Here is a 26,881-nt window from a genome sequence, read left to right as displayed (position 1 = left end):
ACGGTACGGACGGGTTACGACATGTCGACCACCACCACGCGTGATGTCACGCGCCCCGCCCCGGCCAAGGTCTCCAAGGCCAAGCCGCGGCGGGGCGTGCGGGGCAGCACGTTCAACTTCTGGCTCTTCACCGGCCCGTTCCTCCTCGGCCTGGTGATCTTCGTCTACATCCCCATCGGCTGGAGCCTCTGGCTCAGCTTCTTCGAGGCGCGCTACACGGTCACGCCCAACACGTTCGTCGGCTTCGACAACTACAAGCAGATGCTGACGAACGGCGACTTCGTCGGCGCGCTGGGGACCTTCACCGTCTTCGCCATCATCATCGTGCCGATCACCTGGGCGCTGTCCCTCGGACTCGCGCTGATGGTGCACCGGCTGCGCTTCATGAAGGCGTTCTTCCGGTCCGTCTTCTTCCTACCGACGGCGTGCAGCTTCGTCGCGGCCTCTCTGATCTGGAAGATGTCCATCTTCAGCGGCGTGCGCTTCGGCCTGGCGAACACCATCCTCGGCTGGTTCGGGGTCGAGAACATCGCCTGGCTGGCCAACCCCAGCCCGCCCTGGTACTGGCTGGTCATCGTCACGGTACGGCTGTGGCTGCAGGCCGGCTTCTACATGATCCTGTTCCTGGCGGCACTGCAGAACATCCCGCCGGAGCTGTACGAGGCCGCCGCCATCGACGGCGCCAAGCCGGGCTGGCAGACCTTCCGGCACATCACCCTGCCTCAGCTCCGGGCGACGTCGACCGCCGTGGTCCTGCTGCTGCTCGTGGCGGCATACCAGGCCTTCGACGAGTTCTTCAATCTCCTCGCGAAGACGACGTGGGGCCGACCGCCGCTCGTCGAGCTGTACTACACGGCTCTGGGCGAGGACCAGGACTACGGCGCCGGCAGCGCGGGCGCGATGATCCTCACCGTGCTGATCTGCACGGTGACACTGCTGCAGGGGAAGTTCATGGGCTTCGGAAGGGGGGACGAGACCAAGTGACCACCACCACGCCTCCGATCAAGGACGCCACGCCTGTGGTGACCAAGCCGCGCGGCATCAGGCGCGGCAGCGTCATCAGCTCCACCGGCCTCTACATCGCCACCGGCGTCGCGGCCTTCCTCTTCCTGGTCCCCTTCTATCTGATCGTCCGCAACGCCCTGTCCACGGACGCCGAGATCACCGGCGAGAACTGGAAGTTCTTCCCCACCGACATCCAGTGGGGCAACATCAGCGAGCTGTTCAGCGACAACACCGTGCCGTTCGCTACGTCCCTGTGGAACTCCACGATCGTCGGCGTCGCGCACACCGTGGGCGTCCTGCTGGTGTGTTCGCTGGCCGGGTACGGCCTGGCGCGCATCCCGTACAAGCACGCCAACAAGATCTTCTACCTGGTCCTGGTGACCCTGATGGTGCCGGCCGCCGTCACCTTCGTACCGAGCTTCGTGCTGGTCTCGTCGCTCGGCTGGGTGTCGAGTTTCCGCGGTCTCATCATTCCGGGGCTTTTCAGTGGTTTCACCTGCTTCCTGTTCCGGCAGTACTTCCTGGGGTTCCCCAAGGAGCTGGAGGAGGCGGCGCGTGTGGACGGGCTCGGGTACTGGGGCGCGTACTGGCGCGTCGTCGTACCCAACTCGCTGAACTTCTTCGCGGCCATCGCCACCATCACCTTCATCCAGGGCTGGAACGCCTTCCTGTGGCCCCTGGTCATCGGCCAGGACCAGGAGGCGTGGACGGTCCAGGTGGCGCTCTCCTCGTACATGACCAACCAGACCGTCAACTTCCATCTGATCTTCATGGCGACCGCCATCTCGATCCTGCCCCTGGTGCTCGTGTTCCTCTTCCTCCAGCGCTGGCTGGTGCAGGGGGTCGCACAGACAGGCATCAAGGGCTGACATGCCGCTCCGCGGGGTGCGGTGTGAATGGCTGCGGGCCGGTGGGGGCTTATCGCGCAGTTCCCCGCGCCCCTTCTAGGGGCGCGGGTGTGCACCGGAGTCGATTCTGCTTAGGAGACCGATGTCTTTCCGCACCACCACTTCCGTCGACTACGTCGAAGACGTCTCGCCGGGCAGCGGGGCCCTGCCGCCCCGTGCCTGGTACGCGTCCTCCGACGCCGCCGCCCTTTCCCTGAACGGTAGTTGGCGCTTCCGACTGTCGGCGACCGCCGACGCTGAGGACGACTCCTTCGCCGCGGAGGGGTACGACGCCGGGAACTGGGCCGAGGTGCGGGTCCCCGGCCACTGGGTCCTTCAGGGCCACGGCTCGCCCATCTACACCAACCACCTCTACCCGTTCCCGGTCGACCCGCCGCGCGTGCCGACCGAGAACCCGACCGGTGACCATCTGCGGGTCTTCGACCTGCCGGACGAGTGGCCCGCTCTGACGGACGGCGGCTCGGTACTGCGCTTCGACGGCGTCGAGTCCTGTGCCCGGGTCTGGCTGAACGGCACCGACATCGGCGAGTTCAAGGGCTCCCGGCTGCCCCACGAGTTCACGGTCGGCCACCTGCTCAAGCCGACGGGGAACGTCCTTGCCGTCCGCGTCCACCAGTGGTCGGCGGGCTCGTACCTGGAGGACCAGGACCAGTGGTGGCTGCCCGGCATCTTCCGGGACGTCACGCTGCTGCACCGCCCGGCGGGCAGCGCGCTCGACTTCTTCGTGCACGCTTCGTACGACCACGTCAGCGGCGAGGGCACCCTGCGCGTCGACTCCGACGTCGACGGCCGGGTCACCGTGCCCGCCCTGGACATCGATGTCGCGACCGGCGAGTCCGTGACGGTCCCGGTCAAGGCGTGGACCGCCGAAACGCCGCATCTGTACGACGGCGTGCTGGCCACCGAGGGGGAGCAGGTTCCGCTGCGGATCGGCTTCCGCACGGTCGTGCTGGAGGACGGCCTGATCAAGGTCAACGGCAAGCCGCTCCTCTTCAAGGGCGTCAACCGGCACGAGTGGCACCCCGAGCGCGGCCGTGCCCTCGACCTGGAGACGATGCGCGAGGACGTGCTGCTGATGAAGCGGCACAACATCAACGCCGTCCGCACCTCCCACTACCCGCCGCACCCGGCCTTCCTCGACCTGTGCGACGAGTACGGACTGTGGGTCATCGACGAGTGCGACCTGGAGACCCACGGCTTCGTCGAGCAGGCCTGGCGCGACAACCCGGTGGACGACGACCGCTGGACTCCGGCACTGATCGACCGTACGGCCCGGATGGTCGAGCGCGACAAGAACCACCCGTCCGTCGTGATCTGGTCCCTCGGCAACGAGGCCGGCACCGGGCGCGGCCTCACGGCGATGGCCGAGTGGATCCGCGGCCGGGACGGCTCGCGCCTCATCCACTACGAGGGCGACATCAACTGCCGTGACACGGACATGTACTCACGCATGTACGCGGCCCACGAGGAGGTCGAGCAGATCGGCCGGGACCTCGACGGCGGCACGCACAGGCGGCGCGGGCTCCCCTTCATCCTCTGCGAGTACGGGCACGCCATGGGCAACGGCCCCGGTGGCATCGCCGACTACCAGCGGATCTTCGAGGCGTACGACCGGCTCCAGGGCGGCTTCATCTGGGAGTGGATCGACCACGGCATCAAGGACGCGCGGTTCGGTTTCGCGTACGGCGGCGACTTCGGGGAGGAGCTGCACGACGGGAACTTCGTCTGCGACGGGCTGATCTTCCCGGACCGCAAGCCCTCGCCGGGGCTCGTCGAGTTCAAGAAGGTGATTGAGCCGGTCCGTATCGAGGGAGACGGCTCGGACGGCACCGTACGGGTCACGAACGCGTACGACTTCGCCGACCTCTCGGCGCTGGCCTTCGAGTGGTCGTACCAGGTCGACGGCAAGACGGTCGAGGCGGGCAGCCTGTCCGTACCCGCGCTGGCACCGGGCGAGTCGGCGGAGGTGAAGCTGCCGGAGCCGCCGTCGGGCGACGGGCGCGGGTCCGAGACGCAGTGGACGGTACGGGCGCTGCTGGCCGACGAGACCGCGTGGGGGAAGAAGGACCATGAGGTGGCGTGGGCTGAACTTCCCGTCAGCGCACGGTCGTTGCCGTCCGTCGTGGCAAGCGACAGTCCCTCGGCGAGCGAGCGGCTGATCTACCTCGGCCCGGCCTCCTTCGACGTACGTACCGGTGCGCTGAAGACCATCGGCGGCATCGACGTGACCGGCTTGCGCCTCGACGTGTGGCGGGCGCCGACCGACAACGACGAGGGCGCCTCCTGGCAGGACGACATCCGCTGGGCTTCGCTGTGGCGCAAGTACGGCTTGCACCGCATGCAACACCGCCTGGACGGCGTCGAGTTGAGCGACGATGCGTTGACCGTACGGACCCGGGTGGCGCCCGCCGCCTGGGAGGTGGGCCTGCGAACGGTGTACCGGTGGACGTCCGACGGCACGCGGCTGAAGCTGACCGTGTCCGTGGCGCCCGAGGGCGACTGGACGGTCCCGCTGCCCAGGCTCGGCATCCGGTTCGGGCTCGCGCAGGCGGACCAGGTGAAGTGGTTCGGCGGCGGTCCCGGAGAGGCGTACCCGGACACCAAGTCGGCCTCAATGTTGGGGTATTGGCACTCATCGGTGGACGAGCTGCAGACTCCGTACGTGCGTCCGCAGGAGAACGGTGCGCGGGCCGACGTCCGCCTGGCGGAGCTCGGCGGGCTGCGGATCGAGGGTGACCCGGAGTTCTGGTTCTCGGCCAGGCGCTGGACCAACGAGCAGTTGGACGCGGCCCAGCACCTGACGGACCTGACACCCGGAGACACGGTGTGGGTCAACCTCGACAACGGCCAGCAGGGCATCGGCTCGCAGTCCTGCGGTCCGGGCGCGCTGCCGCAGTACCAACTGCGGGCGGCACCCGCCGAGTTCTCGTTCGTGTTCTCGGAAATCCGTGACTGACACAACCATACCCCCCGCGGCCGGACGGCTTTTCAGCCGCCCGGCCGCGGTCGCGTCGTGCGTGGGTTTCGTCCTCATCGGCATGGTCCAGGCGCTCTACGGCCCGGCGGTCCCGGGCCTGCGCGAGGAGTACGGCCTCTCCCCCTCCGCGGCCGGACTCGGACTCAGCCTGCACTTCACGGGCGGCGTCGCGGGCGTACTGGCCTTCAACGCGATCCACTCCCGGATCAGCAACAGGGCACTGCTCGGGGCGAGTTACGCCCTGATGGCGGCGGGCGGCGCGGGCATCGCGTTCGCCCCGAACTGGCCGCTCGCGCTCGCCGCGGCCTTCCTCGGCGGCCTCGGTTTCGGCGGTATCGACTACGGCCTCAACCAGCTCTTCGCGGTCGGCTTCGGCAGCCGCTCGACGGCGATGCTCAACGTTCTCCACGCCCACTTCGGCATCGGCGCCGTACTCGGACCAGCGCTCATCGCCTGGACGGGCCCGGACGGGTACGCGTACGCCTTCGGGGCGTGTGCGGTGCTGGCGGGCGCGCTGATCCTGTGCACGGGCGGCGTGGGCAGCGAGGAACCGGCGCTCTCGGTGGAAAAACCTGCCGCCACCGGGGGCCTCCTCTCCCGCATACTCATCGGCTTCCTCGTCCTCTACATCCTCAACGTCGGCGTCGAGGCGGGCGTCGGCGGCTGGGAGCCCACACACCTGGAGACGGTCGGCTACAGTGCCACCGTCGCGGCCTCCGCCACCTCCGTGTACTGGCTGATGATGACCGTCGGTCGCTTCGTCGTCGTCCCGATCACGCTGCGGTACTCGCCCGAGCGCATCCTCACCGTGTGCGCGGCCGGTATGACGGCGTGCCTCCTGCTTTCGCTCGTAAAAGGAGTGGCGCCAGTGGCGTACGCGGGTGTTGGCTTGTTCATCGCGCCCGTCTTCCCCACCGGCCTTCCCTGGCTGATCCGGGCTCTCCCCCAGGCCAAGCGTGCCGGTGCCTGGGTCATAGCCGCGTCGATGATCGGCGGAGTGGCAGCGCCGCCACTGCTCGGAATGGGCATCGAGGTCTCCGGCATCCGCGCGGTGCCCTGGCTGCTGACAGCGTTGTCGGGAGCCAGTCTCGTCGCGACCGTATGGCTGATCAGGATGACCAGGAGGTCCGCTGAATGAGCGGCAGCATCGAGGTCCGGGGACTTTCCCGGACCTTCCACACGGCTGTGCGCCGCCCCGGTTTCCTGGGCGCCGTCAGATCACTGGTCAACCCGGAACGGGTCGCCAAGCACGCAGTCACCGACATCAGCTTCGAGGTGCAGCCCGGCGAACTCCTCGCCCTGCTCGGGCCGAACGGCGCGGGCAAGTCCACCACCATCAAGATGCTCACCGGCATCCTCACGCCCACGGCCGGTGAGGCGCGGGTCGCGGGCGTCGTCCCGTACGAGGAGCGCGAGCGCAACGCGCGCAACATCGGGGCGGTGTTCGGGCAGCGCACACAGCTGTGGTGGGACCTGCCCGTGCGGGAGTCCTTCGCGATCCTGCGGGACATCTATGACGTACCCGCGGACGAACACCGTTCGCGGCTACGGGAGTTCGACGAGCTGCTCGACCTCTCTTCCTTCTGGGACACACGCGTACGACACCTCTCGCTCGGCCAGCGCGTGCGCTCCGACCTGGCCGCCGCCCTGCTGCACGACCCGCCGGTGGTCTTCCTCGACGAGCCGACCATCGGCATGGACGTGGTGGTCAAGGAGCAGGTGCGGGAGTTCCTCCGGTACCAGGTGGAGGAGCGCGGGCGGACGGTGCTGCTCACCACGCACGACATGACGGAGGTCGAGCGGCTAGCGGAGCGCGTCGTGCTGATCAACCACGGGCGACTCGTCCTGGACGGCACGCTGGACGAGATCCGCCGGAAGTTCGGCTGGACCTGGCAGGTACGGGCCACGCTCGCCGATGCGCACGCCGTCGTCGAGCCGTGGCCCGGGGTCGTGCTCGCACGGCGGGAAGGCCCTCAGGTGGTGTTCGGCCCGGACGGGCCGGCCGCGCCGACGGTGCACCAGGCGCTGAAGCAGGTCATCGAGCGGTACGAGGTGACCGACATCGCCCTGGACGAGGCCGAGTTGGAGGATGCGATGCGGGCGGCGTACGTCCATGCCGAGCCCGCGGCAGAAGGAGCCTGAGATGGCCGTACTGCACGGCTGGCGGGCCGCGCGCGTCACCCCGCTCGGCGAGCTGCACACCCCGCCCCGGATGACCGCCGTCCTGCTCCGGCTGATCGTCCAGGTGGTCCTGGTGGCCTCCCTGTGGCGGGGCCTGTACGCACAGACCGGCACCACCGCCGGACTGAGCCGCGAGCAGGCGGTCACGTACGCCGTCATGGCCGTACTCGCCTCCCGGCTCAGGGAGTTGGACCAGTTCGCGGGCCGGGACACCGTGATCCAGCACATGTACTACGGCACGATCGTCTACTGGTACCTGCGCCCGCTGCCGCCCCAGCGCTACTACGCCCTGCGCGCGCTCGGCGAGCAGCTGTACGGGCTGGCGTGGGCCCTCGGCGGGTACGCGGTCTGTCTCGCCGCGGGCGTGGTGGAACCCCCCGAATCCGCCGCCGTGGCAGGGGTGTTCGCGGTGAGCATGCTGCTCGGCCAGTGGGTCCTGTACTACGTCATGCTCGTCCTCGACCAACTGTGCTTCTTCACCATCCGCAACAACTCCGCGTTGCTGATCCTGATCTTCGCGCAGAACCTGCTGTCCGGGGTGTACGCGCCGCTGTGGTTCTTCCCGGACTGGTTCATCACGCTGAGCAGCTTCCTGCCGTTCCAGGCGACGCTGAGCGTGCCGCTGTCGATCTACGTCGGCCGGATCGAACTGTCCGACGCTGGAGTCCAGTTGGCCATTCAGGCCGCCTGGGTCGTCGTGCTGGCGCTGTTCACCCGGTGGGTGTGGCGGCGGGCCGCGCGGCGCGTGATCTCGCAGGGAGGCTGAGATGTCGCTGAAGGCTCTGCGCATCGTGTGGCGCATCACGCTGCTCAACATCCGTGCCTCGATGGAGTACCGCATCGAATTCCTGCTGAACATCGCGATCGGCGCGATCTGGCAGGTGTCGGTGATCGTGTTCGCGACGGTGTTGCTGACGCGGTTCAGCGGAATGGGCGGCTGGGAGAGCTCGGACGTGCTGATGATCCCGGCGATCAGGATGCTCGCGCACGGGTTGAACGTGCTTCTGCTCGGACGTATGCATTTCATCGGCCGGGAGATCCAGGAAGGAAAAATCGACGTCTATCTGCTCCGCCCGATGCCGGTGCACCGCCAGGTTCAGCTCGCCTACTTCCCGACCAATGCGATAGGCGACCTCACGGTCGCGGCGGGCCTGATGGTGGGCGCGCTCAGCCGCAGCCACCTGGACTGGACGGCGGGCCGGATCTCGTACCTGATCGCCGCGATCATCGGCGGCATGCTCCTGGAGGCGGCCCTGTTCACGGTGGTGGCCTGTGCCTCCCTCCGCTTCCCGGCCGCCGACTACTGGGGCCGCTGGCTGGAGGAACTGCTCGGCACCTTCGGCAGCTACCCCCTGAACGTACTGCCGAAGGCGGTGGGCGGCTTCCTGACGTTCGCCCTTCCCCTCGCGTTCGTCGCCTACTTCCCGGCCGCGGTCCTCACCGGCCACGACACCGCTGTCCCGTACTGGCTCGCCGCCGCGTCCCCGTTCCTGGGCGCCGCGGCGTACCTGGGCGCGCGGTTGCTGTGGCTGTGGAGTCTGCGGCACTACACGGGTGTGAACGGGTGAGGACGGCCACGCCATCGTCGTCCTCGTCCCCGTCCTCCTCCGACTTACGGCCCGGCTCTCGGTCTGCCTGGTGTTCGTGATCCTGGGGGCCACCCAGGGCGGCTGGATGGCGCGCATCCCGGCGATCCGGGGTGCGGTCGGCCTGGACGTGTCCGAGTGGGGGCTGGTGAGCAGTACGTCCGCCGCCGGGGACCTCGTCGCGATCGTGCTGATCACCGCGCTGATCGGACGGGTGAGCACCCGCCTGCTGAGCCTCTCGGCAGCCCGGAGTCCCGACCGGCGAGGGCGTCTCCGTCATCACCATCGGCCAGTGGCCCGGCTTCCTCCTCGCCGGCCCGGCCGTGGGCCTTCTCGCGGGCGCGGCCGATCTGCGACTGGCACTGGTGACGCTGATCGTGTCGGCGCTGGGGGCGGCGGTGCTGGCAGGGCGGGTACGGGAGCGGCCGGAGGCCGGGCAGCAGGGATGACACACGGTCCCAAGGGCGGGATCCGGGCTACTCCTCCGCGGCCTCTCTCAGGTCATGCGGACGTACGTCACGGACGCTGGGTCCTCGCCCACCAATACCGCCGCCAGACACGGCGCCACGCTGGCGCGCCGCGAGATCTGCGCCGCACGGGCGGCGGTCTCCTCGATGATGCGCCGGGCGAGTCCGGTGCCGTCCATGAGCTGGGCCGTCTGCACTGTAGTGGACGTGAACGGCCCCGGGAATGACGAAGATCCCGCGCACCCAGGGGGTGCTGTGTCGCAAAGCGCGAGCACTTCTCCCCACGGTGTTCACCGCTCGTTTGAGCGCCTGAAGGACATCTTCCCCGTGGCTGTTCACGCCTTTCACGGACAGGGGTGTGGGCCGGCGATGCCACGGGGCGCGCCAGAGAGGAGGTCAGTGCTGTCCGCCCACTGATCCACGCTGCCGATCAGTGGGCGGGAGCGCAGCTCCGGGCCGGTGACCGTCTGGTTCAGGGCCTGGGCGAAACGTTCGGCGTGGAGGACCAGGAACGGGCGGTTGTGGTAGCGGCGGCGGGTGGGGTCGACCGGATCGGTGAGGCCGGTCTCGTTCTGGAGGGTGGCGACCTTCTCGTACGCGTCGCACAGGTGCCGTTCCCGGTCCGCGCACTGCGTCGCGGCGAGCGCCCCGCGCAGCGAGGGGGTGAGGTCGGCGGCCACCGGCAGCCGGGCGAAGGTGCTGCCGAGCCATTTGCTGTACGGGGCGTATGTCCGCGACAGCAGCAGGCACAGCCGCATCAGGTCACGTACCAGCCGCCCGGCGACCACTGCGGAGCCCAGCTCGTCCCCGACCTCCGCGCAACGGCCGACGAACGCCTCCTCCTGGGAGAGCCGTTGCCACTGGCAGGCCAGCAGGTGGCGCCACACCTGGTCCGGGTACCAGGCGAGGCGCCGCCGCACGGTGTCCAGCGCGCCGAGTCCGTCGTGGAAGACGGCGCCCGCGGTCACCTCGAGGAGCCGCTGCTGGGGGATGGAAAGCCAGTCGTGCACGGTCAGTTCGGCGGTGGCAAGCGCGTCCACGCCGAGCTGCGCCACGAGCCACGGCCCGAGCCCGTCCACGGACACCCGGTGGTCGACGGGCCCGTCGACCAGCTCCATGTGGCCCGACACCGGGTCCAGCGCGTCGTCGTCCCGGCGCCGGAAGTGCGTGGGCCACCCGCGCACCTCCTTGGGCAGGCGCTCGGCCAGCAGCCGATGGATCCGCTCCCCGTGCTCGGCGACATCCTCGGCCGACAGGAACAGGTTCAGCCGCGGCCCCCATTCATGATCCGCCGACCGTGCCGTGTCGAAGCCGAGCACTTCCGAACCCGAACCGATCCGCGCGGCCGTGTACCGCAGCCTCGGATACGCCTCGGCGAGGATCGGCCGCACGGCCTCCTCGTACAGGATCCGGGAGAGCTCGAGGCCGGGGAGAAACGCGGCACTGGGTGTGGGAGGCGGTGTCGGCATGCGGTCACTCTGCCGGGACCGGACTTCCGCCCACCACCGGATTTCGTGGGAGGCCGGCGATTGGAAGGTTTGGGACACGCGACCACCACCCGCCAACGCCCTGACCGGGGACTTTCCCAACTGTCGTTGTCCCAAAGCTTCCAATCCCCCACACCGCTGGAGATCGGACCGGAGCCGGCGCCGGCGGCTACGCCACGGGGCGGGGTACCTCCGCCCAGATCGTCTTGCCCGGACCGTCCGAGTGGAGATCCACGTCCCACCGAGCCGCCGGCCCCGCGACCAGCAACAGACCACGCCCGCCCTCGGCTTCACCGCCCGGCACCCCCAGGACCGGCAACCGCTCCCCACGTTGATCGGTGACCTCGATACGCAGCAACTGTTCCGTCTCCGTCAGTCGTACGCGGAAGTCCCGGCCGGGCACCCGCCTGTGACGCACCGCGTTCGCCGCGAGTTCGGCCGCGATGGATGTCACGGTGTCGTTGGTCTCGTCGCCGTACGGATAGCCCCACGCCTCGAGCCGGTGCGCGACGAGACGCCAAGCGAGGCGGGCTCCTCGTGGCGTCGAGCTCAGTCGCTGCGCGAACGTGCGTACGGTGACCGGGACTTGGGGCAGGGCGTGGTTCGTCATGCGTCCACGGTGGCGGCCTGCGCGCGCGGTCACCAGCTCTGCCACCCGTACGCAACGTCAGCGTACGAGTACTCAGGGCGGACAGGACGCTTAACTGACCGTAACCATGGGCGACTTCGTGCGGTTGCGCACACAACACCACCCTGGAGTACGCGACGCAATGACAACCGGCAGCAACAACACCGAACCCGAGCCCTCCGAGAGCCTCCAGACCTTCGGCGCGGTCCTGCAGGGCTTTCGCGAGCATGCTGGACTCACCCAGGAGGAACTTGCCCGGAAGATGAGGTTCTCCGTGCACTTCCTCGCCTCCGTCGAGCAGGGCAGACGCCTGCCTCCGGACGACTTCGTGGAGGCGGCCGAGCAGGCCCTCAACGCGTACGGGATCCTCCGGAAGGCAGCCCGCAAGATCGGACGGCAGCCTGGTCTCGCCGCCTGGTTCCGCAAGTGGGCGGGACTGGAGGAGACCGCCATCAGCCTGTACACGTACGAATGCCGGTTGATTCCGGGGCTGTTGCAGACGGAGGCGTATGCGCGGACGCTGTTCGAGAACAGGCTTCCCCTGTTCACCGACGAGGAGATCGAGGACCGGCTGAACGCCCGCCGGGACCGGCAACGGATGCTGCGCGAGCGGCAGAGCACGGCGTTCAGCTTCATCCTCGATGAGCACCTGTTCCGGCGCGGCACGGGAGGGACGGATCCCACTCGCGAACTCGTCGACCACGTCGTGGAGTTGGACTCGTTACGGAACGTCGAGATCCAGATCGTGCCGCTGTCGCGGGGCGTGCACGCCGGGATGAACGGACCTATGCAGTTGCTCGAAACCCCGCAGAACCAGTGGTACGGCTACATCGAAGGGCAGGAGACCGGCCAACTCATCTCCGACCCGAAAACGATCAGCGTGCTCCAGATGCGGTATGCGAAACTGCGCTCGCAGGCCCTCACTCCCGAGGACTCCGCGAACCTGCTGAAGCAACTGCGAGGAGCGCTATGAGCACCGATGAACTGGCCTGGTTCAAGAGCAGCCACAGCGGCGACTCCAGCGGCGACTGCGTTGAAGTCGCCCTGGACTGGCGCAAGTCCAGATACAGCAGCGGTGGAGGCGGCGACTGCCTCGAAGTCGCCCCCGGTTGGCACAAGTCCAGTCACAGCGGCAGCTCCGGTGACGACTGCATAGAGGTAGCCACCTGCCCCACCACCATCCACGTACGCGACTCCAAGAACACCCAGGGCCCCCAGCTCGCCCTCTCCCCCACCACTTGGACGGAGTTCGTCACATACGCCGCCCGCGACTGAGCGGCAGCGTTCAGTGGTCCGCACAACACGGCGTCGGGTCCGGTACCTCGAAGGGAACCAGGACCCCGCCCGCGGCAGGCATCGCGGTCAGGACCAGTTCTCCGTTCCGCCATTCCGGACGTACGAAATCTCTCGTCAAGATCCGCTGCTCCGGCGCAGGTTCGCCGGACCCGCCCAGCACCGCAACCCGGTCGATCGCCGAGCCCGACACAAGCTCCGCAACCGGCACCGTTCCGGTCAGCCCCGCGACCCCGGGGTAGAGCACGGCGCGGCCCACCTCGTCCGGAACGCCGGGCGTCACCTCGTACCCCTTCGCCACCAACCCCCGCCTCGCCTCCTCCGACGCCCCCGTGAACGACAACACCACCCGCGGCCGCTCCCCCCGCACCAGGTGCGTGCAGCCGAACACGCCCTCCGAGAGGGCGAGTTCGTCTGCCAGCGACTGGAGCAGGTGGTCGGCCTCGCGCAGTGTCGTCGTCTCGGTGTCGACCCAGAAGGCGCTGTCACCTGCGAACGTGGTCACGAGGGCAGGACCCACACGGGGTTGGAGTAGAACCACAGGTCGGCCCACGGGTCCGCGTCGCCGACGACGTCGATGGCCGGACCGGCCGGGTCAACCGCCTTGCCCATCAGGCCCGGTGCCGAGCGGTTGCCGTCGGTGCCGCGCAGGCGGACGTACAACGGCCGGTCCACGCGGCCGAGTTCGTACGTGAGCTTGACCCTGCCGGAGGACTTTCCGACCTCGTATGACTTGACGACCTTCGCGGTCGGTGCGGTGAAGGTGTCCTTGTCCTTCACCGCACCCGTGACATCACCCTGGATGACGTCGACTCGGGCCAACTCCGGTACGAAACCGGCCCAGTTGGCACCGCTGGCGAGCGCGACCTCGACCGTCAGGGTCACGCGCGTGCCCTTCTTGACGTGCAGCGCGCCGCCCAGCGTGGCCCAGCGGCTGCCGCCGGCCACTCGTACATCCAGGCCACTGATCAACTGACCGTGGTCGACCCAGACGCGGCCCGCGCGGATGCCGTCCATGACGGCGGCGTAGTTGAAGCCGTCGGCGCCGACGTGGGTGCGGCTGTACTGTCCGGGCCAGTAGTCGCCCTCGGTGAGGTCGATCTTGCCGCTGTAGACGGGGTCGGTGTGCTTGCCGTTGGCGAGGTAGTCGCTGTCGGGGCCGCCGCGCTTGGCGGTGTCCGTGTAGACGTTGTGGGAGTCGGAGTTGGCGGTGATCCACCAGGGCTTGCCCTCGGCGAGAAGGCTGTCCCACAGGCCGCCTACGGTGGCGGTCATCCAGTCGAAGCCGCCCCAGGTGCGGTAGCTCTCCAGGGGGTAACCGGCGAAGGAGTTGGCGCTCGGGCTGCCGTCGTAGATACCGCGGGCGCGGCCCATGCCGAGCGGCTTGGCGATACCACCGGCCTGGTGGCCGGGCGCGCCCTCCATGCCGACCGCGATCTGGTGGCGCGCGGACGTGGCGTCGCGCCAGGCGCGTATCTCGTGCGGCGAGTCGATGCCCTTGCGCGCCGGGTGGTTCGCGAGCATCAGGATGTCCTTGACCTTGCGCCGCTGGACCTGCTCCGCAAGGAAGTTGAGGCCCGCGATGGCGAGGGCCTCGTTGGCGGGTGTCGAGTCCGTCGCCTTCTTCACGCCGCCGTCGTAGTCGGTCTCGAACTGCTTGAGGACGGAGACCTCGTTCTTGCCGGGGTGGACGAAGACGGTGCCGTGCTCGGCGGCCGGGATGTTCCACTCCAGGCCCTGGAAGACGAGGGTGTCCTCGTATGCGTCGCGGGCCTCCCTGATGTCCGGGTTGACCTTCTCCACACCGATCTTGGCGTGCGTCTCGTTGCCGTGGTCGGTGATGACCATCCAGTCCATGCCGTGCTTGGCGCCCTGGCGGACCTGGTCGGAGACGCGGTACTTGCCGTCGTTGCTGTACTGGGTGTGGATGTGGTGGTCGCCGGCCAGCCAGAGGAAGCCCTTGCCCTTCCGGCGGCTCGTGGAGGCCTGCCCGGAAGTCGACACCTGCGCGGCGGCCGTCCCGCCGAGCACTCCGGCCGCCGTCAGACCCGCACCGAGCAGGCCCGCGCGCCGCAGCATGGAGCGGCGCGAGTGCTGCTCGGGGGTCAGGGCCTCGTCGGGTACGGAGGTGTCGAAGGCGGCCGGGAGATCGGCGCCCTGGTGGTCGTGCTCGTGATGGTGATGCCCATGTCCATGCGCGTGACCGTGCCCGTGCCCGTGACCCATGTCGGCCTGCCTTCTGTGCCTTCTTCGCCTTCGCGCTGTCGGTATGACCGCGCGGGTGCGAGACTCGGCGCGAAACATGAACAATGCTCAACCACATCGTGATTCGCAGGTGACTTGGTCGCATCAACTCTTCCCACGCTTCACAATTCTCGCAGCATTCTCCCAACTACCTCTGTACAGCAACCGAGTTGGCCTCGACCCTGAGCACCGTTGATCTCCCTCTCCCGTTCCTCCGTCCCCAGGAGACACCCCCCATGAGAAGGCTCATCGGAACGTTCGTGGCGGGCGCGCTGGCCCTGGCCGGGCTCGCCACCACAGCCACGGCCAGCGCACCCGCCGCCACCACGACTACGGGATCCGCGACGGCCGCCGCCCCTGCCGCTCCCTCGTCGGGCACCTTCAACGTCCTCGCGTACAACGTCGCGGGCCTCCCGGAGGGGCTGAGCTCCGGCAACCCGGCGAAGAACACCCCGCTGATCTCCCCGCGACTGGGGGCGTACGACATCGTCAATGTGCAGGAGGACTTCAACTACCACGCGGCGCTGTACGCGGGAGACGACCATCCGCACCGCACCGCGACCAGCGGCGGGGTCCCGTTCGGCGACGGCCTCAACACCCTCTCGGACTACGCCTTCGACGACTTCCAGCGGGTGAAGTGGAACAAGTGCACCGGCACCAACTGCCTGACTCCGAAGGGCTTTTCGCTGGCCCGGGTCCGGCTCGCGGAGGGCGTCTTCGTCGACCTCTACAACGTCCACACGAACGCGGACTCGACCGACGACGCGCTGGCCGCCCGCCGCGCCAACATCTCCCAGCTCTCCGACTTCATCAAGGCGAACTCGGCGGGCAACGCGGTCATCGTCATGGGCGACACCAACACCCGCTACACGCGCGCGGGCGACAACATCCGCACGCTCGTGAACGAGAACGGCCTGAGCGACCCGTGGGTCGACCTGGTCCGCGGCGGCAACGCCCCCGCGCAGGGCAGCGAAGCGCTCGTCTGCCCTCAGACGGCGCCGACGAACGACTGCGAGGTGGTGGACAAGGTCCTCTACCGCGGCAGCAACCTGGTGAACCTCGACGCCACCCGCTACAACAACGACTGGTCGAAGTTCCTGGACGAGGCCGGCGGCAACCTCTCCGACCACTTCCCGCACACGGTCGACTTCTCCTGGACCCTGCCCGCGAACCTCCGCGCCAGCGACGTCTTCGGCGGCCCGCACGGCACCGCCTTCAACGACGCGGACGACCTCCCGGCCACGCCCGCACCCCGCACGCTCACCCTGCGCGGCAACGCCCGCCTGGACGCCGTATCCCTGACCCACGACGGCGGTACGTCCCTCACCCACGGCGGTACGGGCGGCACGGCCACGTCCCTCACCCTGGCCGCCGACGAACACCTCACCTCGGTGAAGCTCACCAGCGCCCAGAAGGACGGCCACACGCGCATCTTCTCGGCGGCCTTCACGACGGACAAGTCCCGCACGCTGACGTCCGGTTCACCCACCTCGAGCACCATGACGTACACGGCCCCGGCCGGCTGGCAGATCGTCGGCTTCACGGGCCGCGCGGGCGCCGAGATCGACAAGCTGGGGGTGCTGTACGCGCCGATCGGCTGACCTGACGTACCGTCACACTCCTCCCCGGATCATACCCCCCTAGGGTATGATCCGGCGAGTGCCCTCCGGGTGCACGCGCGGGGGCACTCGACACCGGACCACCGGACGAGGGGAGACGGACATGGCGCACATGGCATGGATCGAGGGGTACGCGGCAGACGGGTACGACGCGGTACGCCGGGTCTTCGAGAAGCTGCTGGCCGACGGCCGGGAGACGGGAGCGGGCCTGTCGGTCTGGCGGGACGGACGCGAGGTCGTCCGGCTCAACGGAGGGTGGACCGACGCCGAACGGCGTCACCCCTGGCAGAGCGACACCCTGGTCATGCCGTACTCGCTGTCGAAAGCGTTCGCCGCGCTCGCGGCCCTGGCGGCCGTGCGCAGGGGCGCACCGGGGCTCGACGAGCCCATCGCCACCTACTGGAGCGAGTACGGACGTCACGGCAAGGACCGCACCACCCTGCGTCACGTACTGACCCATCAGGCGGGCCAGCCCCGCTTCCCCGAGTCGGCCGCGGGCCTCGACCTGCTGGACGAGGCCGGGCTCCGGAAGAGCCTGGCGGATGCGGCACCGGAGTACGCCCCCGGTACGGGCCTTGGCGAGCACGCGCTGACCTACGGCCACCTGATCGACGGCATCCTGCGCGCGGGTGCCGGCACGTCGCTCGGGGAGGTGTTCAACGAGGTGGTGCGGCCCGCACTGGATCTCGACGCCTGGTTCGGAGTGCCGACGCACGCACTCCCCCGCGTCGCCGACCTCGAGTACGCCCATCCCGACTGGCCCGTCCAGCTTCCCGCGGCGCCCTGGTTACAGATCCCGGCCGGCGCCCTCGACGTGGAGCGGATGAACTCCACGGCCTGGCGGCAGTCGGTCTTCGGCGGGGTCAACCTGCACGCGAGCGCGAGCAGCGTGGCGGAGTTCTTCTCCCACCTCACCAGCACGGACGGCCCGTTACGCGAACTCCTGGGACCCGAGCTGCACACCGAGTACATCTCGTCCCAAGTCACCGGCTACGACGAGGTATTCGGCAGCGGCACCCGCCTCACCTGGACGCTGGGTTTCCTGCGCGACAAGGGCAAGATCGCCAAGGGCGGCATAGGCGGCTCGGCGGCCTGGTGGTCACTCCGGCACGGACACGCCTGCGCCTACCTGACACACCGGCTCGACGACCACTCCCGCGCCGCCGAGATCGCGGCCGCCCTGGGCGACGACCTCACGGTGGTGCACGACGGCTGACCCGGCCGGTGTCATGGCAGTGCCTGGCCGGAGCGTGCCTGGCCGGAGCATGACTTATGTATATTAGCCAGCAACCTAGACCTACTAGGTTTCGCTGGAGGTGACCCCCATGGCCCGAGCCGGGCTCACGACCGCCCGCCTGGTCGAGGCCGCCGCCGAGCTCGCGGACGAGGTCGGGTTCGAGAACGTCACGGTGTCCGCGCTGGCGCGGCGGTTCGGGGTGAAGGACGCGAGTCTGTACTCGCACGTCAAGAGCGTGCAGGAGCTGCGGACGCGGCTCGCGCTGCTGGCGGGCGGCGAGATGATCGACCGGATCGGCGTCGCCGTGGCCGGACGGGCGGGCAAGGACGCGCTGGTCGCGTTCGCCGGCGCCTACCGGGAGTACGCGCTGGAGCACCCCGGCCGGTACGCGGCGACACAGATCCAGGTCGACCCGGCCCTCGTCGCCGACTCGGCCGTGTTCCGGCGCACCGCCGAGGTCACGTACGGCATGCTGCGCGCCTACGGCCTCGAAGAGCCCGACCTCACCGACGCCGTACGACTGCTGCGCAGCACCTTCCACGGCTACTGCCACCTCGAAGCGAGCGGCGGATTCGGCCACCCCCGCGACGTACGGACGTCCTGGGACAAGGCCGTCGATGCCCTGCACATCGCCCTGGACCACTGGCCCCGGGAGGAGAAGAAACATGGGGGAGAAGAAGCATGACTGAGACCACTGCGCATCATGAGGTGCGCGGCAGCGGGCCCGTGCTGCTGGTCATCCCCGGTGGGGCCGGGCATCCCATGGGCCTCGACGGACTCGTGGAGCGGCTCGCCGGCCGGTTCACCGTGGTGACGTACGACCCGATGGGTCTCGCGCACGGCCGGCTCGGCGAACCCGTGGAGGACCAGCGGGTGGAGGCGTGGAGCGACGGCGCGCGTCAGGTGCTCGACTCGCTGCTTCCGGGCGGCGAGTCCGCGTACGTCTTCGGCAGCAGCTCGGGCGGCATCGCCGCGCTCGACCTGCTCACCAGCCACCCGGACCGGGTACGGCACGCCGTCGCCCACGAGCCGCCGGGCGTGACGGTGCTGCCAGATGCCGCGCAGCACCGCAAGATGTTCGAGGATGTGTACGAGACGTATCGCGCGGCGGGTCTCCAGGCCGCGTCAGTCCGGCTCAACGCCGGTCTTGAGGACCGGATGTGGGAGGCTCCGCCTCCGCCCCCCGTCGGCACCTCCCACATCGCCTCACCGCCGCCCGTCCCCGACAAGCCGATGGCCGTCTTCATCGCCCACGTCCTGCGTCAATTCACCGCGTACGAACCGGACTTCGCCACTCTCCATCCCCTTGCCGCCCGGCTCACCCTCGCCGGTGGACACGAATCGCGCACCCAACTCCCCCACCGCGCCGCGCGCATGCTCGCCCAACGAAGCGGCAGCGACTTCGTGGAGTTTCCCGGCGGCCACATCGGCGCGGTCACGCATCCCGTCGAGTTCGCGGAGCGTCTCGCGGAGAGACTGCTTCCGGTCCCGTCCCAGGTGTCTCGCTGACCACTTAGACTGGAAGCTTCGCCAATATCCACGTGCCGCCCCGGGGGGAGGGAGCGCGCCTTGTCTCAACAGCAGCTGGGACGCGGGCCGTTGAGGACGGATCCCGTGCCGCCCGTGCGGAACGGCCCGCGGCCTCCGCGGTTCGTGCGGTGGCTGGGCGGCTTCGGCTGCGCGGCCGCCGGTTACGCGGTGTTCCAGTCACTGGTCGGCGTGCTGCCGGACACCATCGACGGGCAGGCCGCGCGGTACGCGATCGCCGTGGTGGCCGGTCTCGGTACCGCTGTCGCGGCCTGGCTGGCAGCGGCACTGCTGCGCGCCCGGTCCGGGAACAACACCCCGGCCGGAACAGGCACGTTGACCGTCGGCCCGCAGCCGCTGTCGGGGCCAGGACCGCTCCCCCAGCTGTTCTCGTCGGCGTACGACACTCTCGCCGGGCATGTCTCAGTCGTCGACGATCCGGTCTGCGGGCGGCTCACCGGCTGGCCGCACTCGCTGGGCGAGAGCGCGCAGAGCAGGCCGACCTCGGTGGGTACGGCGTACGGGCTGCACATCGCGCTCGACCTCGGCGTCCCCGACGGGCGGCTGAGCACGGGCGACCTCGTCGAGACACTGTGGCGGCTGCGCCTGCCCGACGGCGGCTGGTCGGCGCGCTCACAGGGGACCGTGGCCCGGCCCGAGGTGACCGCGCTGGTCCTCGGCGTACTGGCCAGGGCAGGCGCCGACCCGGCACGGCTGGCCAGGGAGGTGACGCACTGCGAGTCGGGTTTCACCCTCGAACTCGACCGGGCCGGGCGGGAGTTGACTCACGTCGTGACGACCGTGCTGCGCGGGCTGCTGCGCGCCGCACCCCGCTCGGACGTGCTGCCGGTGCTGCGGGAAGCCCTCGTCGACGGCGCCGTCACCGACCCGCGCCGCCAGCACCGCCGCTGCTGGAGCTATCGCCTTGCGCCCCTCCACGGCCCGCCGTCCGCGCTGCACACCGCCCAGGCCGTGGTCGCCCTGGACCGCACGGCCCGCGTCCTCGGCGGCGAGAGCGCCAACGCCCGCGCGGCGCGCGAGGACGGCGTCCGCTGGCTGCTGGCCTGCCCAGGCACCCTGCACGACTCCTGCCTGGATCTGTCCAGCCTCCGCGAGGAGGTGCGCCGACCGCGCCCCGACGATCCGTCACGCCGCGAGGTCCTGAACGTACGGCACTTCACCGCATCCTGGGTCGTCCGCGCCCTGCTCACTCCGGGCGCCCACGACATCGCGCGCGAGGACGGCATGGAGGAGGAGTGGCGGGAGAGGCTGAACGGCGCGGCCACCGCCGTGTGGGCGGCACAGTCGGACGGCATCTGGACCTGGCCCCGCGAGGACACCAACGAGCTGCGCCGTCCCATGTGGATGACCTATCAAGGCCTTTCGGCGCTGCGCGCTCATGCCGTATGGATGTACCAGCCGCATGGCTGAGGCGGACGGATGCGCCGGTGGCATGGCTGAGACGGAGGGAGCGTGCATGGGCGGTCGGCAGGTCCTGGCGGCACGACGGCTGCTGGCCGAGGCACTCGACGGCGAACTGGCCGAGCACGAACGGGTGTTGGCGGCGCGTGCCGTCATAGCCGAACTCGGCTCACCCGACCGGCTGCTGGAGCTCACCGCCGAACTCGCCTCCGGCGAGGGCGACCCGGAGGGCTGCGCCCGGCTCTCGTACCGCCATGTCCTCGGCTTCGACAAGCTCCTGCTCATCGACGGCGGCCCGCACCACATGCTGCGCGCCCATATGTGGCACGCCGGTCGAGGCGCGGCCGGCAAGGAGGACATCCACAACCACCGCTCCCCGCTTGCCTCTTACGTCGTACGCGGGCATCTGGCCATGGAGTTGTACGCACCCGTGCCCGACGGCGGAGTCGTAGCGGACCGCTACCAGGAGTCCCTGGCGGACGCCTCCGCCGACTGGCTCCTGGAACCGGCGGGCCCGTCCCGGCTGCATCTGACACAGGTGGCGGAGTACGCGGCGGGCAGCACATACGCCCTCCCCGCCAACACCCTGCACCGTGCGTGGACCGACACGACGGAGCCGACGGTGACGCTCTTCCTGGAGACGGGGAGCGGGCGGCGGCGTCACACCGATGTGTTCACGGCGACGGGACCGCATCCGGGCTCGGTGCCGAAGGTGCCGCTGGAGGTGGAGGAGTACCTGGGCGAGCTCGACGCGCTGGCGGAGTTGCTCAGGGCCTAGTGGTGAGAGCCTGTCGCACGATGTCGAGGTTGTACTCGTCGATGTCGACGCTGCTCAGCTCGGCCGGGCTCAGCCAGGCGTACGCCTGGTCGGGCTCGGGCAGCGTGATGTGCCGGGAGAGGGGCCTGACCAGGAAGTTGTCCTGCCAGTTCTTGACCTCGTGCCCTTGGTACTCACTCACGAACGACGATTCGCCGACCTTGCGGACGACTTCGCCGAGGAGCCCGGTCTCTTCCTTCAGCTCCCGCAGCACCCCGTCTTGGGCACTCTCCCCCGGTTCGAGCTTTCCGCAGGGCACGCCCCACACCCGGGGCAGAAACCGCTCGGTCTCACTACGGCGCACCAGCAGCACACGCCCTTTGTGCATCACAACGGCGGCGGCCAGTCGCTTGTCGCCGGGGACATCCATGTCCATGGTTCCTCGGTCCCTTGCCGGTCGGAGTCCAAAGGGTTACGTACCCACGAAAGCTCCAACTCTACCAGGAACTCACCTCAGACGGCTGGCTCAGCGCCTCCACCTCGTCGTACGCCGCGGCGGTGCCCCGCGGCCTCCGGCCGGCCCGGATGTCGGCGGCCGTCTCCAGAGCCGCACCCAGCGCTCGACGGTAGAGCAGAGAGCCAAGGCTGACCCTGCGCACGCCGAGGTCCCCCAGTCGGGTGACGGTGGGGCCTGACGGGGAGTAGAGGATGTTGAGCGGGACGTCGAGGCTCTTCACGAGGGTGACGATGCGTTTCTCGTCGACCAGACCAGGAACGAAGACACCGTCGGCGCCCGCCTGCTGGTAGGCGTCGAGGCGACGGTACGTGTCCGACTCGTCGCCGTCTCCCAGCCAGTACGTGTCCGTGCGGGCGTTCACGAAGAGCCCCGGTACGGCCGCCTTCACCGCCGCGATCTTCGCGGCGTGCCGTGACACGGAGCCGAGGCCGTCCTCCAGATTGATGCCGGCGGCTCCGGCGGCGGCGAGTTCGCAGGCGACCTCGGCGACCTCGTCCGGGTCGTCGCCGAAGCCGCCCTCGGCATCGACCGACAGGAGGAACGGGCCGCTGCCGAGCGCCAGGGCCAGACTCAGCGTCGCGTCCCGGGTGACCCCCGCCCCATCTGGCAGCCCGGCGGCCGCGGCCACTCCCAGGCTGGTCGTGCCGACCGCCTCGAAGCCCTGGGCGGCCAGGGCCGCCGCCGAGGCGTGATCCCAGGCGTTGGGCAGAAGCAGAGGCGTGTCCCGGTGATGGAGGTCGGCAAAGAGGGTCATCCCGCAAGGCTAGAAGCGGGACGCTTCGGTACGGGCCGAAGCGTCCCGGTCAGGCGGGCGTCACCGACCACGAAGACTCCACGGAGCGCCCGTCCGGAGCCTTGAACCGGAACCGGCTCTCGAGCCCGTCGACCCAGCGCACACACACCTCGTACGTCTGCTCCGCCTTCACCTCCACCTCCACGGACACCAACTCCTGGAGCGGGACCGGGTCCGGTTCGGCGGTGAGGCGGGCCAGGGCGACGAACAAGGTGCCCCCGTCTCCCGTGACGCCCGTCAGGGCAGTCGTACCCAACGGACCCAAAACCGGGAGGAGTTCGGCCCGTACCCCCTCCTCCGCCGACCAGCCGGTGACCCGCACCGGGGTTCCGGGAGGCGCGCCCGCCACCAGATGGGCGCGCACCTCCACCGCTCCCCGGGCCACGACCAGGTTGGTCACCCTGGCCCCGCCCCCGGCCTCGTGCCGGGAGGCCACCCAGCCCTCACCCGTTCCCAGCGGTTCGATGCCCGTACGGCCCGGGTCCTCGCCGACGAGCACGCTGTTGTCGTACGCCTCCGAAGGCGCCGTCGCCGTCGAGTACGCGAGCCGCGTGTAGTACGGGTCGTAGCGGACGTCCTCGCTGCCGTGGTTGTGGAGACGGACCAGGCCGTCGGAAGAGGTGGACTGCAGAAGCCAGTTGGGGGCGGCGACGGAGGTGACCGCGTCCGAGCGCTCCGCCCGGCCGGGTTCTTCGGCGGCTGTCCACACCTCGTGGTCGGCGGGGAGGAGCAGACCGAGGAAGCCCTTGCTCGCCCAGTACGGGGACGCCGGGCCCGAATAGCCCTGCAGAACAGCCGGATCGGGGCCGTGCCAGCCCAGGGTCAGCAAGCCGCGGTCGTCCACGGCTCCCCGGTCGAGGAAGTACTTCAGCGCGCCGGAGGCCAGCCGTCGCGTCTCGCCCGGCGGCAGCGGCGTACGACCCGTCAGGGCGCCCAGCCACAGCGGTGCGGTCGTCGCGAAGCGGTACGTGAGGGAGCGGCCCTGGCGCATCGGGGCACCGTCGGCGCCGAACAGGCGGGCGTAGTCGGCGAGATGGGCCGACAGCCGGCCGCCGTACAGGTCGAGCAGGCGCGTGTCGTCCGCGAGCCAGGCGTGCAGCACCGGGTACAGGTGCATCGCCCAGCCGTTGTAGTAGTCGAACTTGCGGCCGTCGCCGTCGGTGTACCAGCCGTCGCCGACGTACCACTGCTCGATGCGGTCGAGGCCGCGGTCGATCGCCGCCCGCGACGACTCGGCCTCGTACCCGATCTCCGCCAGGAAGCCGCCGACCGTCACCGGGAACAACTCCCAGTTGCAGGGCCAGGCTTCGGCGGTCAGCGCGTCGCCGAGCCAGGCCGCCGCCCGCTGCCGTACACCGTCGTCGAGGCGGTCCCACAGGAGGGGACGGGTCAGGCGCAGGGCGAGGGCGATCGAGGCGGCCTCGACGAGGGGCTGGCTGCGGTCCTCGATGCGCGGCCAGACGCCGGCGGTTCCGGCGGCGAGCCCGTCGGCGTACCGCGCGAGGGCCTTCTCGTCACGGCGGAAGGCCGCCAGCAGGAGCGTACGGGCGTATCCCTCCAGGCCGTCCGACAGGCGGCCCGACCAGCTCTCGCGCTCGCCGGGCAGGTGGTAGAGGGCGCGGTCCTCGGAGGCGTAGGGCTCCACGGCCGCGAGCAGGGAGTCGGCCGCCGCCTCCCAATGGGCGCGCGTGTAGCCGGTGTACGGGCTGAGGCTGCGGTCGCCCTCGGGAACGCCTGAGATCATGGGTCGTGCTTCCTGTCTAGGGCGGCCTTGGTGAGTTCCGGTCCAGTATCGCGCCCCTATTGGGGGCCGCAGGCCCTCCCAATAGGGGCGCGGGGCTGTATCAATTTGCGGCTCCGCCGCGCGGGCGCGACCAGCCCCCACCGGGCCCGCGGTTTCATCACTGCGCATCCAGCGGAGCGCTTGGTTCCTGGGGCGCCCCGGTTCCGGTCGGGACGCCCCAGGGTCTTGGGTCACCTCACCAGGCCCCTGGGGACCAGGCGCTGCGCGACCAGCTCGAAGCGGACGAGGTCCGCATAGACGGTCGCGCCGTGCGCGGAGGTGTGTGTGTTGTCCCGCTTCTCGTTGTAGAGATAGAGCGCCTTGGAGGCCTCCACGCCGAGCGACTCCACCAGGGCCTTGGTCTTGGCGGTCATGTCGATGAGCGGTACGTCGTGCGCGGCGGCCACCGAGCGGGTGACGGCGGGGTGGTCGACGCCGAGGCCGTTCACCAGCAGCGCCGTGCCGTTGTTGAGGGTGCCGTCCGCGTTGAACCAACGGCGGACGATGGGCGTGAGCAGTACGGGCCGGCCGCCCCGGTCGCGTACACCGGCGACGAGCGTTTCGAGGTTCGCGCGATACGTCGCCTCGTCGGTCTGCTTGTCGTTGTGGGCGAGCTGGATGAGGACCAGGTCGCCCTTGCGGATCAGCGGCTGGACGGTCGCGAAGAGCGCGGGGTTGTCGAGGTAGCTGACCGTACTCTCCCCGGAATCCGCGTAGTTGGCGACCGACAGGCCCTTGCGGAGGTATTGGGGCAGCTGCTGGCCCCAGCCGGAGTACGGGGCGCCGGGCTGGTCGCAGGAGGTGGAGTCGCCGACGAGGAAGATCTGGCGGGTGTGGTGCCGGGCCGGGGTGACGCGGATGCCGGCCAGCGCGGGGGCCGAGCCGCCGAGGACGAGGTCGAGGCCGGGAGTGCCGTCGGGGCCGGTGGGTTCACCTTCAGGGGTGCGGACGTTCACGGTGAAGCTGCGGGCCACGCGCTCGCCCGCTGCCGTGGCCGTCTCGGGGAGGAGGGTGCGGCGGGTCTCGCCGGTGATGCCGGTACTCGCCTCAGCCTCGCCGCCGAGCAGGACGTGTACGTCGTACGTGCCGGGCGCGACGTCGAAGTGACAGGCCGTCGCGGTGCAGTTCTCCAGGCCCGCTCCGCGGGCGCCCGCCTGCGCCGGAGTCGCGGACGAAGCCGGGGTGGCGGACGACGCCGGGGTGGCCGACAGAGCCGTGGCTGCGGTCAGCGTGGCCAGCACGGCGATCAGGGTGCGTCTCAACGCGGCTCCTCCAACAGGGCGACTTCTCCTGGTCGCTGGACCGTACCCCGCGATGGCAAGCGCTTTCTAGGGGCGCGCGGCATCTCGATTCCGTACCACCGGAAAGAAACCGGCCGTGGCTGGAAGGCGCCCTGGCTGGCCCACGTTTCGGAGTGATCGAATCGGGACGATAAGCGAGGCGACAAAAAGGAAGTCACAGTGAATCCAACCTCATATCTGGACCTGTACCGGCAGTTCTCCTCGGATATCGACGCGGAGACGAAAGCCGGCATCGAACGACTCGGCCCCTCCGCGGCCGCGGTCAAGGACGCGGTCACCCGACTGCTTCAGCACCAGACCTTCAGGTACCCCCTTCAGGTACTGCCGCTCCTGGTGCACGGAGCCGAGACGGGAGATCCCGGACCGGCCGTTCCACTGTCCGCGATCCATGTGCTGTGGTGGACTTCCGCGTGCTATCTCGACGATTTGGCGGACGGGGAAGCCGCGAGCGTTTCGCGGGAAATCGGCGAGAACGAGGCACTGCTCGCATCGATCATCTGCGGTAACGCCCTCCCCCTGCACATCATCCAGTCGCAACCCGTTCCCGACTCGGTGCGCAGCGCCCTGACAGCCGAGCTCGTGACCTGCGCAATCGTCGGCACCGAGGGCCAGCTGAGCGATCTGCGCCGAGATGCCGGCGACGCCACGCGGGACTCGGTGCTCACGACGTACCGAGGTAAATCCGGGGCACCCTTCGGCATGATCACGGCAATGGGTGCGATATTGGCCGGCGCGGAACACGAACGAATACGGATGTGGCGTGATTTCGGCGATGTCTTCGGCATCCTGTGGCAACTGTTCAACGACCAGCAGGACATCCTCTCCGGCCGCAATGAAGACCTGCGGAACGGCACCATCACCCATCTCTTCGCCTGCGCCCTCGAAGACGCGTCACCTCGGTCCGGGAACCGCCTCCTGGACCTGCACACCGCCGCGAAAAGTTCCGAGGAAGCAAGGTCGGAGCTCACAGATCTCCTTCTCGCGCCCACCGGTCTTCAGCAGTACGAAGCAGACCTGCGCAGGTTCCGCGACGAAGCCCAGCGCCTCCTGACCGAACTGGGTGGCGAAGGAAACCACATGCCGGTGCTGCACCGCCTGGTGGAGGAGTCGGCCCAACTCCTCCTCCACCGGACGGAGTGAGCGTGAGCG

The 26,881-nt window shown here is 69.5% G+C and carries 25 protein-coding genes and 1 pseudogene; 17 read left to right on the top strand and 9 right to left on the bottom strand.

Annotation, left to right across the window (positions count from 1 at the left end; genetic code table 11):
• Nucleotides 1-21 precede the first annotated feature (21 nt).
• The 8 genes from ABD357_RS27645 (at nucleotide 22) to ABD357_RS27610 (ending at nucleotide 9,106) form a co-directional block, all read left to right on the top strand.
• Nucleotides 22-984, top strand: a complete 963-nt coding sequence (locus ABD357_RS27645) for a carbohydrate ABC transporter permease (RefSeq protein WP_344393726.1) — start codon at nucleotides 22-24, stop codon at nucleotides 982-984.
• Nucleotides 981-1,874 (top strand): carbohydrate ABC transporter permease, encoded by an 894-nt coding sequence (locus tag ABD357_RS27640; RefSeq protein ID WP_344393725.1) that lies wholly within the window; start codon nucleotides 981-983, stop codon nucleotides 1,872-1,874. Before ABD357_RS27645 ends, ABD357_RS27640 begins: the two co-directional genes overlap by 4 nt.
• A 121-nt stretch (nucleotides 1,875-1,995) precedes the next feature.
• Nucleotides 1,996-4,869: a glycoside hydrolase family 2 TIM barrel-domain containing protein gene (locus tag ABD357_RS27635; RefSeq protein ID WP_344393724.1), complete on the top strand. Its 2,874-nt coding sequence runs from the start codon at nucleotides 1,996-1,998 to the stop codon at nucleotides 4,867-4,869.
• A complete protein-coding gene (locus ABD357_RS27630) occupies nucleotides 4,862-6,028 on the top strand; it encodes an MFS transporter (RefSeq protein ID WP_344393723.1) in 1,167 nt (388 codons plus the stop codon). The genes ABD357_RS27635 and ABD357_RS27630 overlap by 8 nt, the downstream gene beginning before the upstream one ends.
• Nucleotides 6,025-7,032, top strand: a complete 1,008-nt coding sequence (locus ABD357_RS27625) for an ABC transporter ATP-binding protein (protein ID WP_344393722.1) — start codon at nucleotides 6,025-6,027, stop codon at nucleotides 7,030-7,032. Before ABD357_RS27630 ends, ABD357_RS27625 begins: the two co-directional genes overlap by 4 nt.
• Nucleotide 7,033: 1 nt before the next feature.
• Nucleotides 7,034-7,837, top strand: coding sequence for an ABC-2 family transporter protein (locus ABD357_RS27620; protein WP_344393721.1), 804 nt, complete (start codon nucleotides 7,034-7,036; stop codon nucleotides 7,835-7,837).
• A gap of 1 nt (nucleotide 7,838) precedes the next feature.
• Nucleotides 7,839-8,639 carry an ABC transporter permease gene (locus tag ABD357_RS27615; protein ID WP_344393720.1) on the top strand — a complete coding sequence of 267 codons (801 nt, stop codon included), beginning with the start codon at nucleotides 7,839-7,841 and terminating at the stop codon, nucleotides 8,637-8,639.
• Between the two features lie 341 nt (nucleotides 8,640-8,980).
• Complete coding sequence (locus ABD357_RS27610) at nucleotides 8,981-9,106, top strand: hypothetical protein (protein ID WP_344393719.1); 126 nt, start codon at nucleotides 8,981-8,983, stop codon at nucleotides 9,104-9,106.
• A 53-nt stretch (nucleotides 9,107-9,159) separates the two neighbouring features.
• On the opposite strand, the pseudogene ABD357_RS27605 reads toward ABD357_RS27610, so the two are convergent.
• From ABD357_RS27605 to ABD357_RS27595, 3 genes and pseudogenes are all read right to left on the bottom strand, one after another.
• Nucleotides 9,160-9,303, bottom strand: a pseudogene (locus ABD357_RS27605) (tetrahydrofolate dehydrogenase/cyclohydrolase catalytic domain-containing protein); the annotation flags it as partial.
• A gap of 165 nt (nucleotides 9,304-9,468) precedes the next feature.
• A complete protein-coding gene (locus ABD357_RS27600) occupies nucleotides 9,469-10,593 on the bottom strand; it encodes a DUF4037 domain-containing protein (protein ID WP_344393718.1) in 1,125 nt (374 codons plus the stop codon).
• A 187-nt stretch (nucleotides 10,594-10,780) separates the two neighbouring features.
• Entirely contained in the window at nucleotides 10,781-11,221 is a 441-nt protein-coding gene (locus tag ABD357_RS27595; RefSeq protein WP_344393717.1) for an ATP-binding protein, read from the bottom strand.
• 160 nt (nucleotides 11,222-11,381) lie between these two features.
• Here ABD357_RS27595 and ABD357_RS27590 point away from each other — a divergent pair, with 160 nt between their 5' ends.
• Both ABD357_RS27590 and ABD357_RS27585 read left to right on the top strand, forming a co-directional pair.
• Complete coding sequence (locus ABD357_RS27590; RefSeq protein WP_344393716.1) at nucleotides 11,382-12,212, top strand: helix-turn-helix domain-containing protein; 831 nt, start codon at nucleotides 11,382-11,384, stop codon at nucleotides 12,210-12,212.
• A complete protein-coding gene (locus ABD357_RS27585) occupies nucleotides 12,209-12,514 on the top strand; it encodes a DUF397 domain-containing protein (RefSeq protein ID WP_344393715.1) in 306 nt (101 codons plus the stop codon). The genes ABD357_RS27590 and ABD357_RS27585 overlap by 4 nt, the downstream gene beginning before the upstream one ends.
• A gap of 10 nt (nucleotides 12,515-12,524) precedes the next feature.
• Here the strand turns inward: ABD357_RS27585 and ABD357_RS27580 are convergent, their stop codons facing one another.
• Complete coding sequence (locus tag ABD357_RS27580) at nucleotides 12,525-13,037, bottom strand: hypothetical protein (protein WP_344393714.1); 513 nt, start codon at nucleotides 13,035-13,037, stop codon at nucleotides 12,525-12,527.
• The gene (locus tag ABD357_RS27575) at nucleotides 13,034-14,758 is read right to left on the bottom strand and encodes a PHP domain-containing protein (protein WP_344393713.1); all 1,725 of its coding nucleotides are present in this window, start codon (nucleotides 14,756-14,758) and stop codon (nucleotides 13,034-13,036) included. Before ABD357_RS27575 ends, ABD357_RS27580 begins: the two co-directional genes overlap by 4 nt.
• Before the next feature lie 254 nt (nucleotides 14,759-15,012).
• Between ABD357_RS27575 and ABD357_RS27570 the strand changes: the two genes are divergently transcribed.
• From ABD357_RS27570 to ABD357_RS27545, 6 genes are all read left to right on the top strand, one after another.
• Nucleotides 15,013-16,377, top strand: coding sequence for a jacalin-like lectin (locus ABD357_RS27570; RefSeq protein WP_344393712.1), 1,365 nt, complete (start codon nucleotides 15,013-15,015; stop codon nucleotides 16,375-16,377).
• Between the two features lie 121 nt (nucleotides 16,378-16,498).
• Complete coding sequence (locus ABD357_RS27565; RefSeq protein WP_344393711.1) at nucleotides 16,499-17,611, top strand: serine hydrolase domain-containing protein; 1,113 nt, start codon at nucleotides 16,499-16,501, stop codon at nucleotides 17,609-17,611.
• A gap of 109 nt (nucleotides 17,612-17,720) precedes the next feature.
• Nucleotides 17,721-18,317 carry a TetR/AcrR family transcriptional regulator gene (locus tag ABD357_RS27560; RefSeq protein WP_344393710.1) on the top strand — a complete coding sequence of 199 codons (597 nt, stop codon included), beginning with the start codon at nucleotides 17,721-17,723 and terminating at the stop codon, nucleotides 18,315-18,317.
• Entirely contained in the window at nucleotides 18,314-19,141 is an 828-nt protein-coding gene (locus ABD357_RS27555) for an alpha/beta fold hydrolase (RefSeq protein WP_344393709.1), read from the top strand. Before ABD357_RS27560 ends, ABD357_RS27555 begins: the two co-directional genes overlap by 4 nt.
• 60 nt (nucleotides 19,142-19,201) lie before the next feature.
• Nucleotides 19,202-20,590 (top strand): hypothetical protein, encoded by a 1,389-nt coding sequence (locus ABD357_RS27550; protein ID WP_344393708.1) that lies wholly within the window; start codon nucleotides 19,202-19,204, stop codon nucleotides 20,588-20,590.
• A gap of 46 nt (nucleotides 20,591-20,636) precedes the next feature.
• Nucleotides 20,637-21,359 carry a cupin domain-containing protein gene (locus tag ABD357_RS27545; protein WP_344393707.1) on the top strand — a complete coding sequence of 241 codons (723 nt, stop codon included), beginning with the start codon at nucleotides 20,637-20,639 and terminating at the stop codon, nucleotides 21,357-21,359.
• On the opposite strand, the gene ABD357_RS27540 is transcribed toward ABD357_RS27545, so the two are convergent.
• The 4 genes from ABD357_RS27540 to ABD357_RS27525 all read right to left on the bottom strand — a co-directional run bounded on the left by ABD357_RS27540 (nucleotide 21,349) and on the right by ABD357_RS27525 (nucleotide 25,693).
• Nucleotides 21,349-21,774 carry an NUDIX hydrolase gene (locus ABD357_RS27540; RefSeq protein ID WP_425585033.1) on the bottom strand — a complete coding sequence of 142 codons (426 nt, stop codon included), beginning with the start codon at nucleotides 21,772-21,774 and terminating at the stop codon, nucleotides 21,349-21,351. The two genes, ABD357_RS27545 and ABD357_RS27540, sit on opposite strands and share 11 nt — an antisense overlap.
• Nucleotides 21,775-21,835: 61 nt before the next feature.
• Nucleotides 21,836-22,609, bottom strand: a complete 774-nt coding sequence (locus ABD357_RS27535; RefSeq protein ID WP_344393706.1) for an isocitrate lyase/PEP mutase family protein — start codon at nucleotides 22,607-22,609, stop codon at nucleotides 21,836-21,838.
• 49 nt (nucleotides 22,610-22,658) lie between these two features.
• Nucleotides 22,659-24,392, bottom strand: coding sequence for a DUF2264 domain-containing protein (locus ABD357_RS27530; protein WP_344393705.1), 1,734 nt, complete (start codon nucleotides 24,390-24,392; stop codon nucleotides 22,659-22,661).
• Between the two features lie 230 nt (nucleotides 24,393-24,622).
• Nucleotides 24,623-25,693 (bottom strand): rhamnogalacturonan acetylesterase, encoded by a 1,071-nt coding sequence (locus ABD357_RS27525; RefSeq protein ID WP_344393704.1) that lies wholly within the window; start codon nucleotides 25,691-25,693, stop codon nucleotides 24,623-24,625.
• A gap of 198 nt (nucleotides 25,694-25,891) precedes the next feature.
• Between ABD357_RS27525 and ABD357_RS27520 the strand changes: the two genes are divergently transcribed.
• Nucleotides 25,892-26,872 carry a polyprenyl synthetase family protein gene (locus ABD357_RS27520; protein ID WP_344393703.1) on the top strand — a complete coding sequence of 327 codons (981 nt, stop codon included), beginning with the start codon at nucleotides 25,892-25,894 and terminating at the stop codon, nucleotides 26,870-26,872.
• Nucleotides 26,873-26,881: the final 9 nt, after the last annotated feature.

The sequence above is a fragment of the Streptomyces vastus genome (assembly GCF_039532825.1).
In the GTDB taxonomy this organism is placed as follows: domain Bacteria; phylum Actinomycetota; class Actinomycetes; order Streptomycetales; family Streptomycetaceae; genus Streptomyces; species Streptomyces vastus.
This window is presented reverse-complemented; position numbering and strand designations above follow the sequence as displayed.

Excerpts from the sequence above, each read along its gene's own strand:
- ABD357_RS27560 (WP_344393710.1), top strand. The coding sequence starts at position 17,721 with ATGGCCCGAGCCGGGCTCACGACCGCCCGCCTGGTCGAGGCCGCCGCC.
- ABD357_RS27565 (WP_344393711.1), top strand. The coding sequence starts at position 16,499 with ATGGCGCACATGGCATGGATCGAGGGGTACGCGGCAGACGGGTACGAC.
- ABD357_RS27625 (WP_344393722.1), top strand. The coding sequence starts at position 6,025 with ATGAGCGGCAGCATCGAGGTCCGGGGACTTTCCCGGACCTTCCACACG.
- ABD357_RS27570 (WP_344393712.1), top strand. The coding sequence starts at position 15,013 with ATGAGAAGGCTCATCGGAACGTTCGTGGCGGGCGCGCTGGCCCTGGCC.
- ABD357_RS27555 (WP_344393709.1), top strand. The coding sequence starts at position 18,314 with ATGACTGAGACCACTGCGCATCATGAGGTGCGCGGCAGCGGGCCCGTG.
- ABD357_RS27595 (WP_344393717.1), bottom strand. The coding sequence starts at position 11,221 with ATGACGAACCACGCCCTGCCCCAAGTCCCGGTCACCGTACGCACGTTC.
- ABD357_RS27530 (WP_344393705.1), bottom strand. The coding sequence starts at position 24,392 with ATGATCTCAGGCGTTCCCGAGGGCGACCGCAGCCTCAGCCCGTACACC.
- ABD357_RS27540 (WP_425585033.1), bottom strand. The coding sequence starts at position 21,774 with ATGGACATGGATGTCCCCGGCGACAAGCGACTGGCCGCCGCCGTTGTG.
- ABD357_RS27535 (WP_344393706.1), bottom strand. The coding sequence starts at position 22,609 with ATGACCCTCTTTGCCGACCTCCATCACCGGGACACGCCTCTGCTTCTG.
- ABD357_RS27615 (WP_344393720.1), top strand. The coding sequence starts at position 7,839 with ATGTCGCTGAAGGCTCTGCGCATCGTGTGGCGCATCACGCTGCTCAAC.
- ABD357_RS27590 (WP_344393716.1), top strand. The coding sequence starts at position 11,382 with ATGACAACCGGCAGCAACAACACCGAACCCGAGCCCTCCGAGAGCCTC.
- ABD357_RS27645 (WP_344393726.1), top strand. The coding sequence starts at position 22 with ATGTCGACCACCACCACGCGTGATGTCACGCGCCCCGCCCCGGCCAAG.
- ABD357_RS27585 (WP_344393715.1), top strand. The coding sequence starts at position 12,209 with ATGAGCACCGATGAACTGGCCTGGTTCAAGAGCAGCCACAGCGGCGAC.
- ABD357_RS27575 (WP_344393713.1), bottom strand. The coding sequence starts at position 14,758 with ATGGGTCACGGGCACGGGCACGGTCACGCGCATGGACATGGGCATCAC.
- ABD357_RS27620 (WP_344393721.1), top strand. The coding sequence starts at position 7,034 with ATGGCCGTACTGCACGGCTGGCGGGCCGCGCGCGTCACCCCGCTCGGC.
- ABD357_RS27545 (WP_344393707.1), top strand. The coding sequence starts at position 20,637 with ATGGGCGGTCGGCAGGTCCTGGCGGCACGACGGCTGCTGGCCGAGGCA.
- ABD357_RS27635 (WP_344393724.1), top strand. The coding sequence starts at position 1,996 with ATGTCTTTCCGCACCACCACTTCCGTCGACTACGTCGAAGACGTCTCG.
- ABD357_RS27600 (WP_344393718.1), bottom strand. The coding sequence starts at position 10,593 with ATGCCGACACCGCCTCCCACACCCAGTGCCGCGTTTCTCCCCGGCCTC.